General features: G+C 64.0%; 24 protein-coding genes. 13 read left to right on the top strand and 11 right to left on the bottom strand.

The genetic code is table 11. The annotated features are described in order from the left end of the window. Window positions 1-47 precede the first annotated feature (47 nt). Entirely contained in the window at window positions 48-566 is a 519-nt protein-coding gene (locus CK221_RS22970; RefSeq protein ID WP_066990150.1) for a disulfide bond formation protein B, read from the top strand. Between the two features lie 199 nt (window positions 567-765). Here the strand turns inward: CK221_RS22970 and CK221_RS22965 are convergent, their stop codons facing one another. Both CK221_RS22965 and CK221_RS22960 read right to left on the bottom strand, forming a co-directional pair. Further along, a complete protein-coding gene (locus CK221_RS22965) occupies window positions 766-1,323 on the bottom strand; it encodes an HNH endonuclease (RefSeq protein ID WP_066990153.1) in 558 nt (185 codons plus the stop codon). Between the two features lie 110 nt (window positions 1,324-1,433). Beyond that, the gene (locus CK221_RS22960; protein ID WP_095779366.1) at window positions 1,434-2,093 is read right to left on the bottom strand and encodes a DNA-3-methyladenine glycosylase; all 660 of its coding nucleotides are present in this window, start codon (window positions 2,091-2,093) and stop codon (window positions 1,434-1,436) included. Between the two features lie 91 nt (window positions 2,094-2,184). On the opposite strand from CK221_RS22960, the gene gluQRS reads away from it, so the two are divergent. Beyond that, entirely contained in the window at window positions 2,185-3,060 is an 876-nt protein-coding gene (gene gluQRS / locus CK221_RS22955; protein ID WP_095779365.1) for a tRNA glutamyl-Q(34) synthetase GluQRS, read from the top strand. Here the strand turns inward: gluQRS and CK221_RS22950 are convergent, their stop codons facing one another. Further along, on the bottom strand, window positions 3,061-3,348 hold the full coding sequence (locus CK221_RS22950) for a hypothetical protein (RefSeq protein WP_066990158.1): 288 nt from the start codon (window positions 3,346-3,348) through the stop codon (window positions 3,061-3,063). 160 nt (window positions 3,349-3,508) lie between these two features. On the opposite strand from CK221_RS22950, the gene CK221_RS22945 reads away from it, so the two are divergent. After that, on the top strand, window positions 3,509-4,411 hold the full coding sequence (locus tag CK221_RS22945) for a DMT family transporter (RefSeq protein WP_095779388.1): 903 nt from the start codon (window positions 3,509-3,511) through the stop codon (window positions 4,409-4,411). Here the strand turns inward: CK221_RS22945 and CK221_RS22940 are convergent. Continuing rightward, entirely contained in the window at window positions 4,381-5,232 is an 852-nt protein-coding gene (locus CK221_RS22940; protein ID WP_066990164.1) for a YihY/virulence factor BrkB family protein, read from the bottom strand. The genes CK221_RS22945 and CK221_RS22940 overlap by 31 nt on opposite strands. 58 nt (window positions 5,233-5,290) lie before the next feature. Between CK221_RS22940 and CK221_RS22935 the strand changes: the two genes are divergently transcribed. The 7 genes from CK221_RS22935 (at window position 5,291) to CK221_RS22905 (ending at window position 10,909) form a co-directional block, all read left to right on the top strand. After that, window positions 5,291-6,157: an SDR family oxidoreductase gene (locus CK221_RS22935; protein ID WP_095779364.1), complete on the top strand. Its 867-nt coding sequence runs from the start codon at window positions 5,291-5,293 to the stop codon at window positions 6,155-6,157. A gap of 25 nt (window positions 6,158-6,182) precedes the next feature. Beyond that, the gene (locus tag CK221_RS22930; RefSeq protein ID WP_066990167.1) at window positions 6,183-6,374 is read left to right on the top strand and encodes a twin transmembrane helix small protein; all 192 of its coding nucleotides are present in this window, start codon (window positions 6,183-6,185) and stop codon (window positions 6,372-6,374) included. A gap of 17 nt (window positions 6,375-6,391) precedes the next feature. Beyond that, window positions 6,392-6,973 (top strand): cob(I)yrinic acid a,c-diamide adenosyltransferase, encoded by a 582-nt coding sequence (locus CK221_RS22925; protein ID WP_066990170.1) that lies wholly within the window; start codon window positions 6,392-6,394, stop codon window positions 6,971-6,973. A gap of 25 nt (window positions 6,974-6,998) precedes the next feature. Next, window positions 6,999-7,808 (top strand): rhomboid family intramembrane serine protease, encoded by an 810-nt coding sequence (locus tag CK221_RS22920; RefSeq protein ID WP_066990173.1) that lies wholly within the window; start codon window positions 6,999-7,001, stop codon window positions 7,806-7,808. A gap of 248 nt (window positions 7,809-8,056) precedes the next feature. Then, complete coding sequence (locus tag CK221_RS22915; RefSeq protein ID WP_067319088.1) at window positions 8,057-8,806, top strand: electron transfer flavoprotein subunit beta/FixA family protein; 750 nt, start codon at window positions 8,057-8,059, stop codon at window positions 8,804-8,806. Window positions 8,807-8,829: 23 nt separating this feature from the next. Next, window positions 8,830-9,759 (top strand): electron transfer flavoprotein subunit alpha/FixB family protein, encoded by a 930-nt coding sequence (locus tag CK221_RS22910; protein ID WP_095779363.1) that lies wholly within the window; start codon window positions 8,830-8,832, stop codon window positions 9,757-9,759. Between the two features lie 271 nt (window positions 9,760-10,030). Continuing rightward, window positions 10,031-10,909, top strand: coding sequence for a 3-hydroxybutyryl-CoA dehydrogenase (locus CK221_RS22905; RefSeq protein WP_066990182.1), 879 nt, complete (start codon window positions 10,031-10,033; stop codon window positions 10,907-10,909). Window positions 10,910-10,943: 34 nt separating this feature from the next. Here CK221_RS22905 and CK221_RS22900 read toward each other — a convergent pair whose 3' ends face one another. From CK221_RS22900 to CK221_RS22890, 3 genes are all read right to left on the bottom strand, one after another. After that, entirely contained in the window at window positions 10,944-12,905 is a 1,962-nt protein-coding gene (locus CK221_RS22900) for a PAS domain S-box protein (protein ID WP_245430710.1), read from the bottom strand. A 132-nt stretch (window positions 12,906-13,037) separates the two neighbouring features. After that, window positions 13,038-13,676, bottom strand: coding sequence for an NrsF family protein (locus CK221_RS22895; RefSeq protein WP_095779361.1), 639 nt, complete (start codon window positions 13,674-13,676; stop codon window positions 13,038-13,040). A gap of 1 nt (window position 13,677) precedes the next feature. Next, window positions 13,678-14,214 carry a sigma-70 family RNA polymerase sigma factor gene (locus tag CK221_RS22890; RefSeq protein ID WP_066990192.1) on the bottom strand — a complete coding sequence of 179 codons (537 nt, stop codon included), beginning with the start codon at window positions 14,212-14,214 and terminating at the stop codon, window positions 13,678-13,680. Window positions 14,215-14,418: 204 nt separating this feature from the next. Here CK221_RS22890 and CK221_RS22885 point away from each other — a divergent pair, with 204 nt between their 5' ends. From CK221_RS22885 to CK221_RS22875, 3 genes are all read left to right on the top strand, one after another. Then, complete coding sequence (locus CK221_RS22885) at window positions 14,419-15,426, top strand: iron ABC transporter substrate-binding protein (RefSeq protein ID WP_095779360.1); 1,008 nt, start codon at window positions 14,419-14,421, stop codon at window positions 15,424-15,426. A gap of 161 nt (window positions 15,427-15,587) precedes the next feature. Continuing rightward, window positions 15,588-17,159 (top strand): iron ABC transporter permease, encoded by a 1,572-nt coding sequence (locus tag CK221_RS22880; protein WP_095779359.1) that lies wholly within the window; start codon window positions 15,588-15,590, stop codon window positions 17,157-17,159. Continuing rightward, window positions 17,156-18,238, top strand: coding sequence for an ABC transporter ATP-binding protein (locus CK221_RS22875; RefSeq protein WP_095779358.1), 1,083 nt, complete (start codon window positions 17,156-17,158; stop codon window positions 18,236-18,238). Before CK221_RS22880 ends, CK221_RS22875 begins: the two co-directional genes overlap by 4 nt. A gap of 7 nt (window positions 18,239-18,245) precedes the next feature. Here CK221_RS22875 and CK221_RS22870 read toward each other — a convergent pair whose 3' ends face one another. From CK221_RS22870 to ugpB, 4 genes are all read right to left on the bottom strand, one after another. Further along, window positions 18,246-19,328, bottom strand: coding sequence for a sn-glycerol-3-phosphate import ATP-binding protein UgpC (locus CK221_RS22870; protein ID WP_095779357.1), 1,083 nt, complete (start codon window positions 19,326-19,328; stop codon window positions 18,246-18,248). A 6-nt stretch (window positions 19,329-19,334) separates the two neighbouring features. Then, window positions 19,335-20,183, bottom strand: a complete 849-nt coding sequence (ugpE, locus tag CK221_RS22865) for a sn-glycerol-3-phosphate ABC transporter permease UgpE (RefSeq protein WP_095779356.1) — start codon at window positions 20,181-20,183, stop codon at window positions 19,335-19,337. Window positions 20,184-20,192: 9 nt separating this feature from the next. After that, window positions 20,193-21,077 (bottom strand): sn-glycerol-3-phosphate ABC transporter permease UgpA, encoded by an 885-nt coding sequence (ugpA, locus tag CK221_RS22860; protein WP_095779387.1) that lies wholly within the window; start codon window positions 21,075-21,077, stop codon window positions 20,193-20,195. A gap of 70 nt (window positions 21,078-21,147) precedes the next feature. Continuing rightward, on the bottom strand, window positions 21,148-22,458 hold the full coding sequence (gene ugpB, locus CK221_RS22855; RefSeq protein ID WP_066990210.1) for a sn-glycerol-3-phosphate ABC transporter substrate-binding protein UgpB: 1,311 nt from the start codon (window positions 22,456-22,458) through the stop codon (window positions 21,148-21,150). Between the last annotated feature and the right edge of the window lie 280 nt (window positions 22,459-22,738).

Here is a 22,738-nt window from a genome sequence, read left to right as displayed (position 1 = left end):
ATTTCTGCGCGACGCGCTTTAGGTGCCAAGCGAACGGATCACGACCGATGACAGCGACCATGACCGCCGACACTGGACGCCAGCGGACGCGTGCCGCGCTGTTCCTGGCCGTCGCCATGGCGGCGACGGTCGGCTCGGCGCTCGCCTTCCAGTATATCGGCGGCTACATTCCCTGCCATCTCTGCCTGGAGCAGCGCACGCCCTATTATATCGGCGCGCCGCTGATGCTGGTCGCGGCCGCTGCCTCGATGCTGCGCGCGCCGGCCTGGTTGACGCGCGGCCTGCTGGCGATCGGTGGCCTGTTGATGCTCTATGGCCTCTATCTCGGCGTCTACCACTCGGGCGTCGAGTGGGCGTGGTGGCCTGGCCCCGCCGACTGCACGGCCAGCGCCGGTCCGGTCGACACCGGCGGCAAGGGCGTGCTCGATGCGCTGGACAAGTTCGTGCCGCCCTCCTGCGACAAGGCCGCGCTTCGCATTCTCGGCCTGTCGCTCGCCGGCTGGAACGCCATCGCTAGCCTCATCCTGGCCGCCGTCGCCTTACGCTGCGCGCTCGCGCGCGACTGAGCTACACAGCCGTAGTGACGGGGAGAAAAGAGGCCGTCATCAATGGCTTCGTCAATGATCGACGTGCAGAATGGGCGACGTCGCGGCGCACAATTCCTTCTCCCCGTAACTAAACGGAGAGAAGGTGGCGCCAGCCGGATGAGGGCAACGCCGAAGATCGGCAATTTGTCGTTGCATGGCCGGTCGATTGTGCCGAACTCTACGGCTCCAATTCGACATCCCAGTAGAGATAATCCATCCAGCTTTCATGCAGATGGTTGGGCGGGAACAGGCGGCCGTTATTGTGCAGATCGTGCACGGTCGGCTGATAGGGTTTTTGCAGCGGCCACATCTTGGCCTGCGCCGGCATCATGCCGCCTTTCCTGAGATTGCAGGGCGAGCAGGCGGCCACGACGTTCTCCCAGGTCGTCGCCCCGCCGCGATGGCGCGGGATGACATGGTCGAAGGTGAGATCGTCGGTCGTGCCGCAATACTGGCACTGGAAGCGGTCGCGCAGAAAGACGTTGAAGCGGGTGAAGGCGGGATGCCGCGACGGCCTCACATAGGCCTTCAGACTCACCACGCTCGGCAGCTTCATCGAGAAGGTCGGCGAGGAGACGGCGTGTTCGTATTCGGCGACGATATTGACCCGGTCGAGGAAGACAGCCTTGATGGCGTCCTGCCACGACCAGAGCGACAGGGGGTAATAGCTGAGCGGACGGTAATCCGCATTCAGCACCAGCGCGGGAAGCCCATCCGGAGATACGGCAACCGTCACGTAGTTGGCCTCCTTCGTTCCAAACCGAACGCCACGGATACTGTAAGCCCGACATGACAGGGATGTGAAGCGGATTGTCGTTCGGCGAAACGTTCAAAAACGCATGATTTTCATGCTTTTTCGGCCATCTCGACAGGTGGCGCCGCGTCCCTGCCCTTCAATTCCCGATAGTAGGCCCAGAAAAGCCGCGACGCGACCCCTCGCCACGGGCTCCATGATTCGGCCAGTCGAATCAGAGTTTTCTCCGGCGGACGAGGGTCGATGCCCAGGGCATGGCCGACCGCCGTCTGCAGCGCGACGTCGCGCGCGGGAAACACATCGGGGTGGCCGGCGGCGAACAGCAGGTAGCACTCCGCCGTCCACGGTCCGATGCCCGGCACCGCCGTCATCGCCGCGATCGCCTCGTCGGCGTCGAGCGAGCAGAGATGGTGGAGGTCAAGCCCGCCGGCCACGGCTCGCGCGATGGCGATCAGCCCGCGCTGCTTCGGCCGCGACAGGCCGGCCTCGCGGAAAATATCCTCGCCGGCGCAAAGGATGCCTTCCGGCGTCAGCGGATCGACCAGCCTGATCAGCCGGCCGAAAATGGCATCGGCGCTGGCGCGGGACACTTGCTGCGAGACGATGATCGACGCGAGGCTGCCGAATCCCGGCTCGGAGAGCCTCAGCGGCACCTCGCCGGCCATGCCGCGTACCTTCTCCAGCCGTGGATCGAGCAGGCAGAGCGCGTCGAGTCCTGCCGCAATGTCGTCGAGCGAGGCGATGCGTTGCACGTTTGCTTGTTCCCAGGGCGCTCATGAAGTGGCAATTGATGCTAACTATCAACCGGCGGAAGCGCCTTTCAACCCGAATGCCGTCCGAGACATGACGCTCCTGACATTCCGCTTCGCGCCGAGCCCCAATGGCGAGTTGCATCTCGGCCATGCCTATTCGGCCCTGCTGAACCGGCAAATGGCGGCGCGGGCGGGAGGACGGCTGTTGCTGCGCATCGAGGACATCGATGTCATCCGCTGCACGCCGGAATTCGAGGCCGGCATATTCCGCGACCTGGAATGGCTGGGGTTCGAATGGGAAGAGCCCGTGCGGCGCCAGTCCGAACATTTTTCCGAATACAGGGCCGTGCTCGACCGGCTGATCGCCGAGGAACTCGTCTATCCCGCCTTCATGAGCCGCGGCGAGATCCGCGCCTTCATTGCCGAGACCGAGAAACGCGGCCGCGACTGGCCGCGCGACCCCGACGGCGTGCCGCTTTACCCGCCGCTCGACAAGGCACTTCCGTCTAAGGAGCGCAGGCGGCGCATTGCCGAGAACACGCCTTTTGCCTGGCGGCTCGACATCGAGGCAGCAATGGCACGCGTGCCGGGCGCCTTGTCATGGGTCGAGTTCACTGACGAGGCTATGGCCGCGACGCACACGGTCGACGCAACGCCGCAGGCCTGGGGCGACGTCGTCGTGGCGCGCCGCGATAACCCGACCAGCTACCATCTCGCAGTCGTCGTCGACGACGCGCTGCAGGGCGTCAGCCATGTCGTGCGTGGTCAGGACCTTTACGCGGCGACCAGCGTGCAGCGCCTGTTGCAGGACCTGCTCGGTCTGCCCGCACCGCGCTACTTCCACCATCGGCTGATCCTCGGCTCGGACGGCCGCAAGCTGTCCAAGAGTTTCAAGGACACCGGCCTTGCCGCACTCAGGCAGGCAGGCGTGTCGCCGCAGGATGTCATGCGGCTGGTTGGGCTTTGACTACAAGCGAGCCAGTCCGGCCTTGATCAGCGCCATCACGCTGATGAAGACGAAGGCGCCGCTCAATCCCCATGCCACAGCTAGCTTGATATCCCGGAAGGTGATGCCGTGCTCGTTGGCGATCATCACCGCAACGAAGAAGCCCAGCGTGAAGAGCAGCGTGTTGCCGGTCGAGCCGAAGCCGTCGTCCTTCATGATGGCATCGAGCGCGGTGCCGAAGAAGAATCCGAAGACCGCGACGGTGGCGACCGCGAACAGCAGCCATGTCGTCCCGAGATGCAAAAGCATGCCTGCTCATGGCGTGCCTTAACGCCATGCCCCTCTTGGCACCGTTTGTTGAATTCGGATGAGCTTATGGATCAACCGTTTCGTTTTGCTTGCCGAATTGATCGGCATTAGAGCAATTGCCGACATCAACTTTTCACGCGCAGCCAGAGCCCTCCTTCCAATGCACAGCATCAAGCGGTTCATCCCCGCCTCTTTCGTCGTTCTGTGGGCGACCGGCTTCATCGGCGCGCGCTATGCAATGCCATGGGCGGAGCCGTTCACCTTCCTTGCCATCCGCTTCGTGCTGGCGGCGATCCTGTTTGCGGGACTGACCGTCCTTATCGGCTCGCGACGGGCCACCCGCGAGGAGGCGCTTCATGCGACGGTGGCCGGCGTCCTAATGCACGGCGTCTATCTGGGCGGCGTCTTCTGGGCGATCCACAGAGGCATGCCGGCCGGGCTTTCGGCGCTGATCGTCGGCCTGCAGCCGCTGATCACGGCGGTGCTCGCCGGCAAATTTCTCGGCGAGGCGATCCTGCCGCGCCATTGGGCGGGACTTGCCGTCGGGCTTCTGGGCGTCGTCATCGTGCTGTGGCCGAAGCTCGGCATGATTGGCGGCGGTGTTACCGCGGCAACGCTGACGGCCTCGCTGGTCTCGGTGCTCGGCATGGCCGCTGGTACGATCTGGCAAAAGCGCTTCGCCTCCGGCGGCGACCTCGTCTCGGCGACCATGTGGCAGTATGTCGGAGGCTCGGTCGTCACGATCCTGGGGTCGCTCGCCTTCGAGACGCGCACCATCACCGTCAGCGGCGAGCTCATCTTTGCCATGGCATGGCTGGTCCTGGTGCTGTCTCTCGGCGCCATCTTCCTGTTGATGGTGATGATCAGGGACGGCGAGATGTCGAAGGTCGCATCGCTGTTCTATCTTGTGCCCGCCGTAACCGCCGTCATCGCGTGGGCTCTGTTCGGCGAAGAGCTCACTCTGCTGCAGATCGCCGGCATGGCGATCGCCACTTTGGGCGTCGGGCTCGCGACCGCCCGTCAGGACAGAGCTCAACCCACGCGGGCGCGCGCCTCGAGATAGCGGCTGATCGCGGCATTGAGCTCGCCGCCAAGGATGAAAATGGCCGAGATGATGTAGAGGAACACCACCGCGATCATGATCGAGGCCAACCCCGCATAGGTCGTCACATAGGACGAGAAATGGTCGAGATAGGTGGCGAAGATGGTCGAGCCGGCCAGCCACGCGACCAGCGTGAAGACGATGCCCGGAACGATGGAAACGAAGCGGCGCTTGCCGGCCGGCAGCCAGATATGCACCGCGAACAGGCCGATGACGATGACCGTCGAGGCGATCACGTAACGCCATATGGTGATCGTGCCCATATAGGGCTTGATCCATTCCAGATGCGCCTCGGCCAGCCGCGCGAGCAGGGGCGCGAGCACCAGAAGCACGCTGACGGCGAGAAAACAGGCCGTTGCGATCAGCACGAAGACGATGCTCTGCACCCGGCGATGGATGATGCCGCGCGTCTCGGTAACGCGATAGGCGCGGTTGAGCGAGGTGCGCAGCGCCTCGATGCCGTTCGAGGCGAAGTACGCGGCTAAGAGCACGCCGTAGGTCAGGAGGTCGCTGCGCCGCACGGTGAGCACATTCTGCACCTCGCGCGCGATCGGCTTGGCAATCTGCTCCGGCCAGGTGTCGAAGACCAGATGCACGGCCGTGTCGGCGAAGGCGCGCGCGCCGAGAAAGCTGGCCAACGTCGTTGCGAAGATCAGGAACGGAAACAGCGCCATCAGCGAGGTGATCGCCAGATGGCTGGCCATTGCCCAGCCGTCGTCGGTGGTGAAATGGCCGATCGCATCGTAGAGCACGCGCTTGACCGCGACGATATTCCTGAGCAAGGACCCGCGCTCCGCTCGATTGTGTCGACGCCGCGAATATGGGAAGGGATTGCGGCAAATGGCAACCCCAGGTCCGACAACGTTGCCCACCGCTGAACAGTTGCGCAGCATCATCGTCACCGGCACCTCCTCCGGCATAGGCGCCTATTGCGCGCGGGCATTGAAGGCGGAAGGTTGGCGCGTGTTCGCCACGGCTCGCGCACCGGCCGACATCGCCGCGCTCGAGGCGGAGGGCATCGAAGCCTTCTATCTCGACTACCGCGAGCCCGAGTCCATCGCCGCCCTGGCCGAGGCCGTGCTGGAGCGCACGGGCGGCACGCTCGACGCGCTGTTCAACAATGGCGCCTACGCGCAACCCGGTGCCGTCGAGGACCTGCCGGTCGAAGCGCTGCGGGAGCAGTTCGAAGCCAATTTCTTCGGCTGGCACGACCTGACCCGCCGCGTCGTGCCGGTCATGCGCCGCCAGGGGCACGGTCGCCTCGTCCACTGCTCCTCGATCCTGGGGCTCGCCCCGGTCCGTTTTCGCGGCGCCTATTCGGCGTCGAAACATGCCGTCGAAGGCCTGATGCTTTGCCTGCGCCAGGAGCTCGAAGGCAGCGGCATTCATGTCTCGTTGATCGAGCCGGGGCCGGTGACCTCGAAGATCGCCAGCAACGGCCTGGTATGGTTCTTGAAGAACATCGACGTCGAGAACTCCGTTCACCGCGCCGACTACCAGGCGCAGCTCGCGCGGCTCAAGGCCGGCGGCAGCGTCTCGCGTCTGAAGCCCGGACCTGAGGTGGTCCATGCTGCCTTGCGCCACGCGCTTCTGTCACAGCGCCCCCACCCGCATTATGTGGTAACGGTGCCGGCCAGAATCGGCGTGGCGCTTAAGCGCATCCTGCCGGCCTCGATGCTCTACCGCGTGCTCGCCAGGCGGGCCTGACCGAAACCCAACTGGAGCCAGCCCCATGGCAACCGTCTTCAACATCCTCGCCATAGTCGTCATGGCTGCCGTCGTGGTCGTGCTGATCCGCGGCCTCGTCAACATGATGCGCGGCGGCTCCGGCTTCACCTCCAACAAGCTGATGCAGGCCCGCGTGCTGCTGCAGTTCATAGCTCTGGTGCTCATCATGCTGACCGTCTACTTCACCCGTAAGTAACGGGCCGGGAGGAGAACGTGGTCAAGCTCAACAAGATCTATACCCGTACCGGCGACGACGGGACCACCGGTCTGGGCAGCGGCGAGCGGCGCCTGAAGTCAGATCTGCGCGTCGAAGCCTACGGCACCGTGGACGAAGCAAATGCCTGCGTCGGCATGGCGCGCGTCCACACCGCAACCGATCATCCGGCGATCGACGCCATGCTCTCCCGCATCCAGAACGATCTTTTCGACCTCGGCGCCGACCTTGCGGTGCCGGACAACGGCAAACCGCTCGGCTACGAGCCGCTGCGCATCGTCGCCGCGCAGACCGGGCGCGTCGAAAAGGACATCGATGCTCTCAACAAGGACCTGCAGCCGCTGAAATCCTTCGTGCTGAACGGCGGCACGCCTGCCGCGGCAGCCCTGCATCTTGCGCGCACCGTAACACGGCGCGCCGAGCGCCTCATGGTGGCGCTGGCGCAGGACCCGGCCGAGCACGTCAACCGCGAAGCGCTGAAATACGTCAACCGCGTCTCCGACTTCCTGTTCGTCGCCGCCCGGGCGGTCAATGACAACGGAATTGCCGACGTGCTATGGGTTCCCGGCAAGAACCGCTGACAACCGGGTATGGCGGGAGGGTCCGATGTTCATCCCGCTCTACGACACCAACAGGCTCCGCCACATCCGCCTGCAATATGTGACGATCGGCCTGATCGCCGCGAATGCCTTGGTCTATCTCGCGACCACGCTTGGCGGCGAGAGCTTCACCAATGCCGCAGTGCTTGGCCTCGGCTTCATCCCCTCTGTCGTCCATGACAAGGTGGAGCTGTCGCCCGAATTCGTCGTCATTCCCGAAAGCCTCAGCTATCTCACCTATTCCTTCCTGCATGCCGACATCTTCCATCTCGGCGGCAACATGCTGTTCCTGTGGGTGTTCGGCGACAATGTCGAGGACGCGCTCGGCCACATACGCTACCTGATCTTCTACCTCGCCTGCGCGGCGGCGGGCGCTTTCTTTCAAGGCTTGGTCGGCTGGGATTCCCAGGTGCCGCTAATCGGCGCCTCCGGCGCCATCGCCGGCGTGGTGGCGGCCTATCTGATCCTCTATCCGAGGGTTAAGGTGTGGGTATTGGTCTTTGCGCGCATTCCTCTGCGCATCCCGGCCTTCATCCCGCTCGTCCTTTGGATCCTGTTCCAGATCGTGATGTTTGCCGCCGGCGGAGAGGATCAGATTTCCTGGGCCTGCCACATCGGCGGCATCATTGCCGGCGCCGTTCTCGTCCTGGTGCTGCGCAGCCGCGGCGTGCCGCTGCTTGCCGGCGCAGACGGCGAGCCGGACCCGACGCCGAAGGTCCAGAACGTCCCTCTCCCGATCGAGCCCGGACCAGCGCCCGAGGCGCCGGCACAGACGGCGCCTCGATGGGGCCGCGGCGCGGCGTCACCGCCAGACTGAACCGATTTGAGTGCGACGTGCATATTGACGCGCCGGATTGCCGCCACTACGGAACGCCACCACAGAGCATGATCCCGAAAAGTGGGAACCGCTTTTCGGAACGATCATGCTCAACCGAAACATCGGGGTGGAACAGCTTCTTGGCCGTTGGAGACCAGAATTCCGCCCGGAATGTCGGCTTTCGACAACTCTGACAAGGCGCACACTGCTATAGCGCGCCCGACTATCTCAGGAGAGGTGACAGGAAAATGAAGATCCTTGTGCCCGTGAAGCGGGTTGTGGACGCGAACGTCAAGGTCCGGGTCAAGGCCGACGGACTGGGCGTCGAGCTTGCCAACGTCAAGATGGCGATGAACCCGTTCGACGAGATCGCGGTCGAGGAAGCGATCCGGATCAAGGAAGCCGGCAAGGCCGAGGAGATCATCGTCGTCTCGATCGGCCCGCAGCAGGCGCAGGAGACGCTGCGCACCGCGCTCGCCATGGGCGCCGATCGCGCCATCCTGGTCAAGACCGACGAGCAGACCGAGCCGCTGGGTGTGGCCAAGGTGTTGAAGGGCGTGGTCGAGGCCGAGAAGCCCGGCCTCGTCATCCTCGGCAAGCAGGCGATCGACGACGACAGCAACCAGACCGGCCAGATGCTGGCGGCGCTGCTCGGCTGGGCGCAAGGCACCTTCGCCTCCAGGATCGAGCTCGCCGGCGATCATGCCAAGGTGACGCGTGAGGTCGACGGCGGCCTGCAGACGGTTGAGCTGAAAATGCCGGCGATCGTGACCGCCGACCTTCGCTTGAACCAGCCGCGCTATGCATCGCTGCCCAACATCATGAAAGCCAAGAAGAAGCCGCTCGACGAAAAGAGCCCGGCCGACTACGGCGCCGACGTCAAGCCGCGCCTGAGGGTGATCAAGACCGAGGAGCCCGGCGGCCGCAAGGCGGGCGTCAAGGTCAAGAGTGTCGCCGAGCTGGTCGAGAAGCTCAAGAACGAAGCCGGCGTGCTCTAAGCGGTCAGGAAAGGAACAGGAAAATGGCAATTCTCCTCATCGCCGAACACGACAACGCAAGCCTTTCCGACCAGACCGCCAAGGCGCTCGCGGCGGCCCTGCAGATCGGCTCGGATGTCGATGTGCTGGTCGCCGGTAAAGGCGCCAAGGCGGCAAGCGACGCGGCCGCCAAGCTGAAGGGTGTTCGCAAAGTCCTGCTGGCCGAGGCCGACGAGCTCTCCGAGCGCCTGGCGGAGCCGCTGGCTGCGCTCGTCGTCTCGCTCGCCGGCTCCTATGACGCGATCGTCGCCCCCGCCACCTCAGCGGGCAAGAACGTCGCGCCGCGCGTGGCGGCCCTGCTCGACGTCGCGCAGGTCTCGGAGATCATCGAGGTGGTCTCGCCCGACACCTTCAAGCGGCCGATCTATGCCGGCAACGCCATCCAGACCGTGCAGTCGACCGACGCCAAGAAGGTGATCACCGTGCGCACCGCCTCCTTCCAAGGGGCGCCAGAGGGCGGCTCGGCCCCGGTCGAGACGGTGAACGCCGCCGCCAATCCCGGCCTCTCCTCCTTCGTCGAGAACAAGCTCTCCGAGAACGACCGTCCCGAGCTGACCTCGGCCAAGATCATCATCTCGGGTGGTCGTGCACTCGGCTCGTCGGAGAAGTTCCAGGAAGTCATCCTGCCGGTCGCCGACAAGCTCGGCGCCGCTGTCGGTGCCTCTCGCGCCGCGGTCGATGCGGGCTATGCGCCCAACGACTGGCAGGTCGGCCAGACCGGCAAGGTGGTTGCCCCCGATCTCTACATTGCCGTCGGCATCTCCGGCGCCATCCAGCATCTTGCCGGCATGAAGGATTCCAAGGTCATCGTCGCCATCAACAAGGACGAGGAAGCGCCGATCTTCCAGGTTGCCGATTACGGTCTCGTCGGCGATCTCTTCGTCATCCTGCCGGAGCTGCAAAAGGCGCTTTGACGCTTTCTGCTCTGGCATATTAAAATCCGAAGGGTGGGGTAGACGAAGTCGCCCCGCCCTTTTAGTTTGCACTGCACAAAAAGCAGGCCGGTAAAGGCTTGCGCAATTCCAGGAAAAGTCCATAGCGGTTTTCCCTGCGGAATTGCGATAAACAAAAAAGGCAATTCCAGGAAAGTGCCGAGCCACTTTGCGTCCGGAATTGCGGGAAACAAGAGAAGGGAGCGCTTCCGTGCCTCGCAGAAGCGGAAATGCTCCAGACGGGATTGGGGTAATGAGCAAGATCGAGACGATCGGCATTGTCGGCGCAGGTCAAATGGGGGGCGGTATCGCCCACGTCTCGGCGCTGGCCGGCTACAAGGTCCTGATCCACGACATCTCGCCCGACCGGGTCGAGAAGGGCATCGCCACCATCAGCGGCAACATGGCCCGTCAGGTCGGTTCGGGAAAGCTCGAGGAGAAGGCGCGCAACGAGGCGATGGCCCGCATCTCATCGGCGTCCGCCATGGCCGATCTCGCCGCCGCCGACCTCGTCATCGAGGCGGCGACCGAGGATGAGACGGTCAAGCGCAAGATTTACGCCCAACTCTGCCCGCAGCTCAATCCGGAGGCGATTCTCGCGACCAACACCTCCTCGATCTCGATCACCCGGCTCGCCGCGCAGACCGACCGGCCTGAGCGCTTCATCGGCATACATTTCATGAACCCGGTGCCGGTGATGAAGCTGGTCGAGCTGGTGCGCGGCATCGCCACCGAGGACCAGACGTTCGAGGCCGCCAAGACCTTCGTGAACAGGCTCGACAAGACGATCACCGTTTCGGAGGATTTCCCGGCCTTCATCGTCAACCGCATCCTGTTGCCCATGATCAACGAGGCGATCTACACGCTTTATGAGGGCGTCGGCACGGTGGACGCCATCGACACCGCCATGCGGCTCGGCGCCAACCATCCGATGGGACCGCTGCAGCTGGCCGACTTCATCGGTCTCGACACCTGCCTGTCGATCATGCAGGTGCTGCATGAGGGCCTGTCGGACTCCAAGTATCGCCCCTGCCCGCTGCTGGTGAAATATGTCGAGGCCGGCTGGCTCGGCCGCAAGACCGGCCGCGGCTTCTACGACTATCGCGGCGATCATCCGGTGCCGACACGCTGAGCCGCCCGCGACTGAACGCTCTCCCAGCCGGCGTTCAGGATGCCGCGGCAAGCGGCAGCGGTGCCGCCTCGTCCTTCGAAACTTCATCGGGTGCTGCCGAAACGCAGCCGCGGCCGGCCGCCTTGGCGGCATAGCAGGCGGCATCGGCACGGGCGATGATCTCATCCACCTCGCCGCAGCCGGCGCGGATCGGCGCAAGCCCGATGCTGGCGGCGATCGAATGCGGACGACCGTCCCAGCTGAAGCCCAGGTTGCGGATGGCTTCGATGATGCAACGCGCCGCGACCGTCGCTCGCGCCGGCGCGCCCGATTTCAGTATGACCGCGAACTCGTCGCCGCCCAGGCGGGCGACGATATCTTCCGGCCCGAGCACGTTGCGGATGGCGTCGGCGACGCGCTTCAGCAGCGCATCGCCCGCCGCGTGGCCGCCAGTGTCGTTGACCGCCTTGAAGTGGTCGAGGTCGACGAACATGAACTGATGCTCGCCGCCATTCAACCGGCACCAATCGACCAGCTCCTCCATCGTGCGGATGAAGCTTGGGCGGTTGGCGAGCCCGGTCAGCGCGTCATGGGCCGCGGCATAAGCGAGCTGGCGCTGCAGGGCGCGCGCGTCGGTGAAATCCTGGAAGACGATGACGAGCCCGCAGAACTCGTCGTGGTCGTTCATGATCGGCGACACCATTTGGCGGATGCTGCAGCGCGTGTCGTCGCGCCTGATGAGCACGGCGCGGGCGTTCTGATCGCAATGATGGCGGTCGGCGGCCGAAGCTCGCGTCAGGCCGATCCTCTGCCCGGTTTCCTCGTCGACCGCCCAGTAGACATCGCCGAGCACCTTGCCAAGCGCCTCGCCGCTGGCAATGCCGGTGAGCTTTTCGGCGACCGGATTCATGAAGCTGACGCGGTTGGCGGCATCGGTGCAGATCACCGCGTCGCCGATCGACTGCAGCGTCACCCTGAGCCGCTCCTTTTCGTCGGCGAGCATCGCCGCCGAGACCTTGCGCCGTTCTTCGGCCTCCTTGCGCTCCGTGATATCGGTCAAGCTGCCGATCGCCCGGATCAGCCGGCCCTCGCCGTCGCGTTCGATCGCCTTGCCGCGGTCGAGGATCCAGACCCAATGGCCGTCCTTGTGGCGCATTCGGAACTCGGCCTCGAAGAAGGCCGTCTCGCCGGCAAGATGCGCCCGGTCCGCGTCGGCGACAATTTGGCGGTCGTCCGGATGGATCATCGTCAGCCAGCGGTCGGGGTCCCCGTCCAGCTCGCCATCCTCATAGCCCAGCATTCTGACCCAGGTTTCGGAGTAAGTCGTGCCGCCCTTGCGCATGTCGAGGCTCCAGACGCCTTGTCCGGCGCTGGTCAGCGCGAAATTCCAGCGCGTCTCGGCTTCGGCGATGCGCGCTTCGGCCTGCTTGCGCGCATCGATGTCCTCGATCTGCGACACAAGATAGAGCGGCTTGCCGGTCTCGTCTTCGCGAATGACCGAGCCCGCAAGCTGCGCCCAGACCGGAGTGCCGTCCTTCTTAAGGTAGCGCTTCTCGAAATGAAAGGAATCGATCTTTCCTTCTTTCAGCGCGATCATCGTCTCACGGCCGATCTGCAGGTCGTCGGGATGCGTGATCTGGAAGAAGGTCAGCGCCTCGATTTCCGCCCGGCTGTAGCCGAGCATCGCCGCGAAGGCGGGATTGGTCTGAAGGATGCGGCCGTCGAGGCCGACGATGGCGACGCCGATCGCCGAATCTTCCATCGCGCGGCGAAAGCGCTGCTCGCTCTCGGCAATCTGCCGGCGGTCGTCGATGATCCTGCGGATGAACAGCGCCGAGACAAAGAGCGTCACGGCGGTGACGGCGACCGATATCTGCAGGCAGAACTTCAGCGCGTCCGCACCGAGCTCCAGCGCCGGCAACAGGACCGATGCCATCAGGGTGATAAGCCCTGCCGCCATCAAGGCGAGCACAGCGCGCTTGCCGGCCCGCGGACCTTTCCAACTCAACCACGCCACAATGCGATCCCACCCCATGCGCAACTGCCACAACCCTGGCGGATCGATTTTAAGGAATGGTTGTAAGCTGCGGCGGCCACGCGGCTAACCGGCAAAGCAATTGCCGGCATGATTAAGGATCGGTGTGTAATCCTACCAGCGGACGAAAAACCGTCCGCCAAGCGCGCCGAGCGCGGTGAGGAAAGCGATCGCGATCGTATACCACGTGGCGACGAACAGCGGCGAATCGTCGAAGCAATGCGCGGCATAGAAGGTCGCCGCCAAGCCGCCCGCGAGCAAGCCCGCGACCGCGCCGGCCAGCACCGGCCGCGTCGGCGCGCCATAGCGCAGCATACCGAGGAAGATCGCCAGGGGACCGATGCCGATCAACGGGATGAAGCTCATGCAGATCATCATGTTGGAACCCACGAGCCGCCTGCCCCAGTCCGCCTCCGGCACGACGAAAAGCTCCAGGATGACCGCGATCACGACGAGCGCGGGCGCGGCGAGCGTCCATAGTTTCGCTCGCCTGCTCGCCGCACCGGGCGTCGACAGGGCTCGGATCAGAGCGAATGCGCTGGTCGTGAGCGCCAAGGTGAAGACGAACTTCGACATGAAGCGCATCGCATGCATGGCCGGCATGATGTCCGGGCGCGGACCGATGGTCATGAAAAAGACCACCGCCGCGACCACAACCGCCACGCCGACGGCCAGCCACCAGGCGAGGCCAAGCGGCATCGCCTTGTTGCGGGCATCGGCGTCGAGCGCCTTTATGAGGTCCTCGGTTCTCATGTCACCGTCGTCCGAACCTTTTGGCGATCGCGGCAAGGCCGCGATGCAGCGACACGCGCACCGCCGTCTCGCTGATGCCGAGTTTGACCGCCGTTTCGCCGATCGAATGGCCGTCGACCGAGATCGAGGAAACCACGGAACGCTGCGAGGGCGGCAAGCCGTCCAGGGCCCGGTTTATGTCGCGCTCGCTCACCGTCTCCGCTTCCGGCTCGGCGAACGTCTCTGCGATCTCGTCGATCTCGACCTCGATGCGACGGCCGCGCCTGCGGAATGCATCGATCAGCTTGAAGCGGGCGATCGCATAGACCCATGGCAGCACCGGCGCGTCTTCTCGCCACGTGTGCCGTTTGACGTGAATGGCCAGCAAGGTTTCCTGCACGACATCCTCGGGGTCGACCCCGCCCTGGACGATCTTGCGCCGGACGAAGCCACGAACGAGAGCGGCTATCCGGTGAAGAAAGTCGGCGTAAGCCCTTTCGTCTCCCGCGATCGCGGCCCTGAGCAGCCGGGAAAGCTCGGCCTCGTCCTTGCCGGTCACAAGAGTTTACCCCCGATGTTCGCGTCTCGGCCCTGGTTTGTTACGTGTCCGGCGAAATAATGTCCAAGCCAAAGTACCGGAAAATCACGAAAGTTTGCGGCACGGCGACCGATTGAAGCAGGCCGGAATGTTGACTATCGTAATCAGGTATTTATAGGTGCGCCTGAGCCCGAACCCCTGTCTCCAGATTTGAGGACGATGCCCATGAAAACTGCCTTTTCCACTCTTGCCGGCGCCGCCGCGCTGGCGCTCGGCCTGATTGCCGGACCGGCCATGGCGGAGGATGCAGGCATCATCGTCTACAACGCCCAGCATGAAAGCCTGGCCAAGGAATGGGCGAAGGGCTTCACCAAGGAAACCGGCATCAAGGTCACGCTGCGCAACGGCGGCGACAGCGATTTCTCCAACCAGATCGTCGCCGAGGGTGCTGCCTCGCCGGCCGACGTGTTCCTGACAGAGAATTCGCCTGCAATGGCGCTGGTCGAGGCGGCCGGCCTGTTCGCGCCGGTCGATGCCGACACCCTCGCTCAGGTTCCGCAGGAATACCAGCCTTCGAGCGGCAAATGGGTGGGCGTCGCCGCGCGCAGCACCGTCTTTGCCTACAGCAAGGACAAGCTCAAGGAAGGCCAACTGCCCAAGTCGCTGCTCGACCTTGCCGATCCGAGCTGGAAGGGCCGGTGGGCCGCCTCGCCGTCCGGCGCCGATTTCCAGGCCATCGTCAGCGCGATGCTCGAGCTCAAAGGTGAAGCCGCGACTTCCGACTGGCTGAAGGCCATGAAGGAGAACTTCACCGCCTACAAGGGCAACAATACGGTGATGAAGGCGGTCAATGCCGGGGAGATCGATGGCGGCGTGATCTACCACTACTACTATTTCGGCGACCAGGCGAAGACCGGCGAGAACAGCAAGAATGTCGGCCTGCATTATTTCAAGAACCAGGACCCGGGCGCGTTCGTGTCGATCTCTGGCGGCGGCGTGCTGGCCTCGAGCAAGCATCCGAAGGAAGCCCAGGCTTTCTTGAAGTGGGTCACCGGCAAGGCCGGCCAGGAGGTTTTGAAAACCGGGACCTCTTATGAATACGCGGTCGGCAAGGATGCCATGTCGAACCCGAAGCTCGTGCCGCTGGCCGATCTGCAGGCGCCCAAGATCGATCCGACGCACCTGAACTCGAAGAAGGTCATCGACCTGATGACGCAAGCCGGCTTGCTTTAGTCCGCGTTCGTCCTAAAAGGACAACCGACCGTGCTCCCGCCGGAATTCGCTTTCCGCGGGAGCGCTTTTGTTTTGGAGATGGCCTCGTCGATGACGATCATCTGCGTTTCCGACCGCGTTCGCGGTTCATCAGATCGTCTCCAGGCGGTGCATTCCGGCTGATGTCCGCGATCGACCTCACGCATTCGGGGCCGCCGGCTGCCGCAAGGCAGAGCCGGCGGTCCACGTCGTGGATTACGCTTGCGGCCGCCATCGTCTCGCTGATCGCTCTCCTGCCGCTTGCCTTCATCGTCTGGGTGGGCATCCAGACGGGATGGGACACGGTGGTGGCGCTGATCTTTCGGCCTCGCGTCGGCGCGCTCCTGGTCAACACCATCCTGCTTGTCGTCCTGGCCGTCCCGATCGCCATCGTGCTGTCGGTGGCGCTTGCCTGGCTGACCGAGCGCAGCGACCTTCCCGGCAACCGTTGGTGGTCGTGGCTGTCGGTAGCGCCGCTGGCTATCCCGGCCTTCGTCCACAGTTACGCCTGGATCAGCCTGATCGCCGGCCTGCACGGGCTCTGGGCCGGCGTGCTCGTCTCCGTCATCGCCTATTTCCCGTTCCTCTATCTGCCGATCGCAGCGGCGCTGCGCCGGCTTGACCCTGCGCTGGAAGATGCCGCCGCAGCGCTGGGCCTCGGACCCTGGCGCGTCTTCGCGCGTGTCGTGCTGCCGCAGTTGAGGCTGGCCATCTGCGGCGGTTCGCTGCTGGTTGGCCTGCACCTGCTTGCCGAATACGGGCTTTATGTCTTCATCCGCTTCGATACCTTCACCACCGCGATCGTCGACCAATTCCAGTCGACCTTCAACGGCGCGGCGGCGAACATGCTCGCCGCCGTGCTGGTCGCCTGCTGCTTCGTGCTGCTTGGCGTGGAGGTGATCGTGCGTGGTGAGGAGCGTTATGCCCGCGTCGGCTCCGGGGCGGCGCGCCAGCAGCAGCGTGTCGCCCTCGGCCGCGCCACGCTGCCTTGCTTGCTGCTGCCCGCCGGCACTGCGCTGCTCACGCTCGGCGTGCCCTTTGTGACCGTCGGCCGCTGGCTCCTTGCCGGTGGCGCCGACGTTTGGCGTTGGGACGAGATCAGCCTGGCGCTCGGCCAGACGCTGGTCCTCGCCGTCGCCGGCGCGCTGCTTGCCACGGTCGCCGCGATGCCCATGGCCTGGATCTCGATCCGTGCGCCCGGCCGCCTGCAGCGCCTGCTCGAGAGCTGCAACTACATCGTCGGCTCGCTGCCGGGTGTGGTCGTCGCGCTGGCGCTGGTGACCATCACCGTACGCATCGCCTTGCCGCTCTATCAGACGCTCTTCACCATCCTTTTCGGCTATGCGCTGATGTTCCTGCCGCGCGCGCTGGTCAGCCTGCGCGCCTCGATCGCCCAGGCGCCGGTGGAACTCGAACGCGCGGCCTCGAGCCTCGGCCGCCCGCCGCTCAGGGCGCTATGGTCGACCACGATCCGGCTGTCGGCGCCGGGCGCGGCGGCCGGGATGGCGATGGTGGCGCTCGGCATCACCAATGAATTGACCGCCACGCAGATGCTGGCGCCGAACGGCACCCGCACCCTTGCGATGGCGTTCTGGTCCTACAGCGGCGAGATCGACTACGCCTCGGCCGCCCCTTACGCCTTGATCATGGTGGCGATGTCGCTGCCCATGACCTGGGTGCTCTACGTCCAGTCAAAGCGGATGGCCGGCCGATGAGCTTCCTCGAGCTCCGCGACGTAGCAAAACATTATGGGCCGGTGGCAGCACTTGCCGGCGTCGACCTCACCGTCGAAAGCGGCAGCCGCACCGCGATCGTCGGACCCTCCGGCTGCGGCAAGACCACCTTGCTGAGGCTGATCGCCGGCTTCGAGGCGCCAGATCGCGGCCGCATCGCGCTCGACGGCAAGCTGCTCGCCAATGGCGGGGCGGCGGTGCCGGCGCATCGCCGCGGCATCGGCGTGGTGGCGCAGGACGGCGCCCTCTTCCCGCATCTCACCATCGCCGACAACATCGGCTTCGGCATGCCCCGAAGCGCCGAGAAGCGCGCCGAGCACATTGTCGAGCTCGCCTATATCGTCGGGCTGGACAAGGCGATCCTGAAGCGCCGTCCGCACGAGCTTTCCGGCGGCCAGCAGCAGCGTGTCGCGCTTGCCCGCGCCATGGCGATGAAACCCCGGCTGATGCTCCTCGACGAGCCGTTCTCGGCGCTCGACACCGGCCTGCGCGCCTCGATGCGCAAAGCTGTGGCCGAGCTTCTGGAGGATGCGGGCATCACCACCATCCTGGTCACCCATGATCAGGCCGAGGCGCTGTCCTTCGCCAGCCAGGTAGCCGTCATGCGCGACGGCCTGTTCTCGCAAGTCGGCACGCCGCGCGAGCTCTACTTCCAGCCCAGGGACAGGATGGTTGCCGAGTTCCTCGGCGACGCCATCATCGTGCCGGCCAAGATCGCCGACGGCTTTGCCATATCGCCACTCGGCCGCATCGCGGTCGACATCACCGAGCGGCGCGACGTCGCCCGTATCATGCTCAGGCCCGAGCAAGTGGTGCTTAAACGAACCTCCCGCGAAGGCATGTCGGGGACGCCGGACATGCTGTTCGGCGAGGTGACGGACTCCGAATTCGCCGGCTCGGTCTGCACCATCGCCGTGCGGCTGCTCAACAGCCCGGATCCGCCGGATGCGGCCGCGATCGGCAACACACCGCTCATCCTGCGCAAGACCGGCATGGACGTGCCGGAGGTCGGCGAGATCGTGCGCCTCACCGTGACCGGCAAGGCGCATGTGTTTGCCTGAAGCTGGGTCAAGAGGAGGGGCTTGTGCTGTCGAGGCGCCTGCCGCCCCGATCGAACCAGTGCAACTTCTCGGCTGTGGCGGTGATGCGCAACTTGTCGCCGGGCTTTGCCGCCGTGCGGCCGCCAACCCGTATCACGATACGATTGCCGGCGGCCGAGCAGTGCAGGAAGGTTTCCGCGCCGACCGGCTCCACGGCCTCGACCGTTGCGGACAGCATCAGCGCCCCGGATCGGTCCTCGGCATCGGCGACGAGTTCGGCGTCCTCGGGCCTGAAGCCTAGCATTGCCGCCTGCCCGCCGGGCGGGGCAAGCCCAAGCAACTTTCCTTCCAGCTCATTTGCAGAACTTTCTGTGCTCAGTGAGAGCAGGTTCATCGGCGGCGCGCCAATGAAGGACGCGACGAATGTCGAGGCCGGCTTCTCGTAAATGTCGAGAGGAGCGCCGATCTGCTCGACCAGCCCGGCATTCATGACGACAAGCATGTCGGCTAGCGTCATCGCCTCGAGCTGGTCGTGCGTGACATAGACCGAAGTGACGCCGAGCCTGCGCTGCAGGCTCTTGATCTCGACCCGCATCTGGCCGCGCAGCTTGGCGTCGAGGTTGGAGAGCGGTTCGTCGAACAGGAAGACTTTCGGATTGCGCACGATCGCCCGGCCCATGGCGACGCGCTGTCGCTGGCCGCCGGAAAGCTCGCGTGGGCGCCGGTCGAGCAGTCCCGATAATTCCAGCACCTTGGCAGTTGAACGCACTCTGCTGTCGACCTCGGCCTTCGGCGTGCCCCGATTGCGCAGGCCATAGGCCATGTTGTCGTAGACCTTCATATGCGGGTAGAGCGCGTAATTCTGGAAGACCATGGCAATGTCGCGTTCGGTCGGACCGACGGCATTGACGATCTTGCCGTCGATCGCAACCGTTCCGGACGAGATGGTCTCGAGTCCGGCGATCATCCTGAGCAACGTCGATTTGCCGCAGCCGGAGGGACCGACCAGCACGCAAAGCTGCTTGTCCGGAATGGCGATGGAAACGCCTTTCACGGCCTCGACGCCGCCGGCATAGACCTTCCTCACATCATTGAGATCAACCGTCGCCATCGCCCCTCACTTCTCGGATTCGACCAGGCCGCGCACGAACCAGCGCTGCATCAGCACCACGACAAGGATCGGCGGCACGATGGCCAGCATCGCGGTGACCATCACAAGGTGCCACTGGGTATCGGCATCGGCGAAGGAAACCATCTTTTTCAGCGCGATGACGATGGTGTTCATGTCGTTGCTGTTGGTGACCAGCAGCGGCCACAGATATTGCGTCCAGCCATAGATGAAGAGGATGACGAACAGCGCCGCGATGTTGGTGCGCGACAGCGGCAGGAGGATGTCGAAGAAGAAGCGCCACGGGCCGGCGCCATCGACGCGCGCCGCCTCGACGAGCTCGCCCGGGATGGTCATGAAGAACTGTCTGAACAATAGCGTGGCCGTGGCCGAGGCGATCAGCGGAATGATCAGACCGGCATAGGTGTCGATCATGCCGAGATCGACCATCACCTTGTAGGTCGGCAGGATGCGGACCTCGACGGGCAGCATCAGAGTGATGAAGATCAGCCAGAAGAAGGTCATGCGCAGCGGGAAACGAAAGAACACGATGGCATAAGCCGACAGGATCGAGATGAAGATCTTTCCGACCGCGACGCCGAGCGCCATGACCGTCGTGTTGAGAAGCAGCCTGCCGACGCTGACGGCGCCGATGCGCCCGACACCGCCGAACAACGCCTCGCTGTAATTGTTCCAGAGCTGGTCACCGGGCAGCAGCGGCAGGGGCGGCTTGAGGATCGTCTGCAGCGTCTGTGTCGAGGCCACGAATGTGTAGTAGATGGGAAATGCAACGATCAAAATGCCGAGAATGAGAGCGGCATGGGCGATCAGGACACGCAACGGGGACTGGCCGATCATCGCTTTGCCTCAGCCGTAGTGGACTTTGCGTTCCACATAGCGGAACTGGATGGCGGTGAGCGCGATGACGATGACCATCAGGATCACCGACTGCGCCGCCGAGTCGCCGAGGATCAGGTTGACGAAGCCGTCATTGTAGACCTTGTAGACCAGCGTTTCGGTGGTCTTGCCCGGTCCGCCGCCGGTGACGGCATGGACGATGCCGAACGTGTCGAACAGGGCATAGACAGTGTTGACGACCAGCAGGAAGAAGGTCGTCGGCGCGAGCAGCGGGAAGATGATGGTCCAGAAACGCTTGGTCTCGCGGGCGCCGTCGATCGCCGCCGCCTCGATCAGGGTCTTCGGCACCGCCTGCAGCCCGGCGACGAAGAACAGGAAATTGTAGCTGATCTGCTTCCAAGCGGCGGCGGAAACCAAAAGGATCATGGCGTGACTGCCGTTGAGCAACGGGTCCCAGGCTATGCCGAGACTTCTCAGCACGTAGGATAGCGAGCCGATCGAAGGGTTGAACAGGAAAAGCCACAACATGCCGGCGATCGCCGGCGCCACTGCATAGGGCCAGATCATCAGCGTACGGTAGAGCGCTTTCCCGCGCACCACTTTCTCCGCCATTACGGCAAGCAGCAACGCCACTGCCATGGCCACGATTGCGGTGGCAAGCGAAAATACCACCGTTACCTTGATCGAGTTGAGATAGGCCGGGTCGGCAAGCACTTTGCGGAAATTGGCAAACCAGACGAACTTGCTCTTCAGCCCGAATGGATCCTGTCTGAGCATGGACTGGTAGAGCGCCTGCCCGGCCGGCCAGTAGAAGAAAACCAGTGTTATGGCGAGTTGCGGCGCCACAAGCAGGTAAGGCAGGACTTTGTTGGGGAAAACGACGCGCGGGGTCAGCTTGGTTTCCTCGTCAAGCAAGGATCGCCCGCGCGGATCCGCACGGGCGAAGTTTCATCCTCGGCCAGGTCTAGTTGCCCAACGCGTCCTTGATGGCCGCGTTGCCGCGCGAGACGGCGTTGTCGAGCGCCTGCTGGGCCGTTTCCTGGCCGGCCAGCATCTTCTCGAACTCCTCGTTCTGGATGTCGCGCACCTGCGGCAGATTGGGCAGGCGCACACCCTTCGAATTTTCGGTCGGCGCCTTGCCGGTCATCTGCAGGATCGGTGTCTCGCGGCCCGGGTTCTTGTCGTAGAAGCCGGACTTCTTGGTCGCCTCATAGGCTGCCAGCGTCACCGGCAGGTAGCCCGACTTCTGGTGCAGATATTCCTGCACCTCGGTCTTGGAGAGATAGGCGAAGAAGGCAGCGACGCCCTTGTACTCCGCATCGGATTTGCCGCTGAAAACCCAGAGGCTTGCGCCGCCGGGCGTCGTGTTCTGCGGCGCACCCTTGGCATCGCTGTCATACGGCAGTTGGCCGATGCCGTAGTTCATTCCCGACTTGACGATATCGCCGAGCCCGCCCGACGACTCGGTAAAGATGCCGCATTCCCCGGCAAGGAATATCTGCTTGGCCTCGGAGGTGCGCCCGCCATATTTGAAAGTGCCATCCTTGGCGAGGTCAGCCAGCGCCTGAAAGTGGTTGACGAAAATCGGCGCATTGATCTTGAGCTCGACGTCGCCGCCGGCCAGTCCGTTCTGCTGGGTCGCCCAAGAAACATTATTCCAGGCGGCAAAATTTTCCAGATGGATCCAGGTCAGCCAGGTCGAGGTGTAGCCGCAAGGGGCCGCGCCGCTCGCCTTGATCTTCTTCGCCGCTTCCCATACCTCGTTCCAGGTCTTAGGCGGGTTGTTCACGTCGAGGCCGGCCTTCTGAAAGATGTCCTTGTTGTAGTAGAGGATCGGCGAGGAGGAATTGTAAGGGAAAGACAACATGGTGCCGTCCGGCTTCGAATAGTAGCCGACTATGCCGGGCAGATACTGGCTCTTATCGAACGTCATCCCCGCGCCCGTCAAAACTTCGGCCACGGGTTTGATCGCGCTCTCTGCCGCCATCATGACGCCGGTGCCGACATCGAACACCTGGATGATGTCCGGCGCCTGGCCGGCGCGGAACGCGGCGATGCCTGCATTCAGCGTCTCGGGATAGGTGCCCTTGAAGACCGGAACGATCTGGTAGTCGCTTTGGCTGGCGTTGAAGTCCTTCGAGATCTTGTCGACGACTTCCGCATTGGCGCCCGTCATCGCATGCCACCAGCTGATCTGCGTGACAGCGAAAGCCGACGTGGTGGAAAGCAGGGTCAAGGTAGCGGCAACACCTGCCGCGAAGCCGAAGAGCTTCATGTTTTCATCTCCCGTTGTGATTGGCGAAAGGGGGCTTCCGCAGAAACCAGTATGTGTTGCGCATGACAATCGGACAACGGTTTTGTTATGCGTCGATGAACATCAACTGATCCTAAAATAACGTGCATCAGTCACGGCCGGGCAGATTGCTTGCCGGCTTAGGATTTGAGCGACTCCAACCATCGTGTGCGACAGCCGGCCCAACCTTATCCGCCCTTACAACCCGAGACACACGCGTCGGTTGCAGGTCCACTAATCGATTCTTCAGCCGTCGGGCCTT

It is taken from the genome of Mesorhizobium sp. WSM3868, from assembly GCF_002294785.1.
GTDB lineage: Bacteria > Pseudomonadota > Alphaproteobacteria > Rhizobiales > Rhizobiaceae > Mesorhizobium.
Note: the sequence above shows the minus strand (reverse complement) of the source record. Positions and strands in the feature narration are given on the sequence as shown.

Bases quoted from the DNA above. Each gene is read 5' to 3' on its own strand.
- CK221_RS22970 (WP_066990150.1), top strand. From the start codon at position 48: ATGACAGCGACCATGACCGCCGACACTGGACGCCAGCGGACGCGTGCC.
- gluQRS (WP_095779365.1), top strand. From the start codon at position 2,185: ATGACGCTCCTGACATTCCGCTTCGCGCCGAGCCCCAATGGCGAGTTG.
- CK221_RS22950 (WP_066990158.1), bottom strand. From the start codon at position 3,348: ATGCTTTTGCATCTCGGGACGACATGGCTGCTGTTCGCGGTCGCCACC.
- CK221_RS22945 (WP_095779388.1), top strand. From the start codon at position 3,509: ATGCACAGCATCAAGCGGTTCATCCCCGCCTCTTTCGTCGTTCTGTGG.
- CK221_RS22935 (WP_095779364.1), top strand. From the start codon at position 5,291: ATGGCAACCCCAGGTCCGACAACGTTGCCCACCGCTGAACAGTTGCGC.
- CK221_RS22930 (WP_066990167.1), top strand. From the start codon at position 6,183: ATGGCAACCGTCTTCAACATCCTCGCCATAGTCGTCATGGCTGCCGTC.
- CK221_RS22920 (WP_066990173.1), top strand. From the start codon at position 6,999: ATGTTCATCCCGCTCTACGACACCAACAGGCTCCGCCACATCCGCCTG.
- CK221_RS22915 (WP_067319088.1), top strand. From the start codon at position 8,057: ATGAAGATCCTTGTGCCCGTGAAGCGGGTTGTGGACGCGAACGTCAAG.
- CK221_RS22910 (WP_095779363.1), top strand. From the start codon at position 8,830: ATGGCAATTCTCCTCATCGCCGAACACGACAACGCAAGCCTTTCCGAC.
- CK221_RS22905 (WP_066990182.1), top strand. From the start codon at position 10,031: ATGAGCAAGATCGAGACGATCGGCATTGTCGGCGCAGGTCAAATGGGG.
- CK221_RS22895 (WP_095779361.1), bottom strand. From the start codon at position 13,676: ATGAGAACCGAGGACCTCATAAAGGCGCTCGACGCCGATGCCCGCAAC.
- CK221_RS22885 (WP_095779360.1), top strand. From the start codon at position 14,419: ATGAAAACTGCCTTTTCCACTCTTGCCGGCGCCGCCGCGCTGGCGCTC.
- CK221_RS22880 (WP_095779359.1), top strand. From the start codon at position 15,588: ATGTCCGCGATCGACCTCACGCATTCGGGGCCGCCGGCTGCCGCAAGG.
- CK221_RS22875 (WP_095779358.1), top strand. From the start codon at position 17,156: ATGAGCTTCCTCGAGCTCCGCGACGTAGCAAAACATTATGGGCCGGTG.
- CK221_RS22870 (WP_095779357.1), bottom strand. From the start codon at position 19,328: ATGGCGACGGTTGATCTCAATGATGTGAGGAAGGTCTATGCCGGCGGC.
- ugpE (WP_095779356.1), bottom strand. From the start codon at position 20,183: ATGATCGGCCAGTCCCCGTTGCGTGTCCTGATCGCCCATGCCGCTCTC.
- ugpB (WP_066990210.1), bottom strand. From the start codon at position 22,458: ATGAAGCTCTTCGGCTTCGCGGCAGGTGTTGCCGCTACCTTGACCCTG.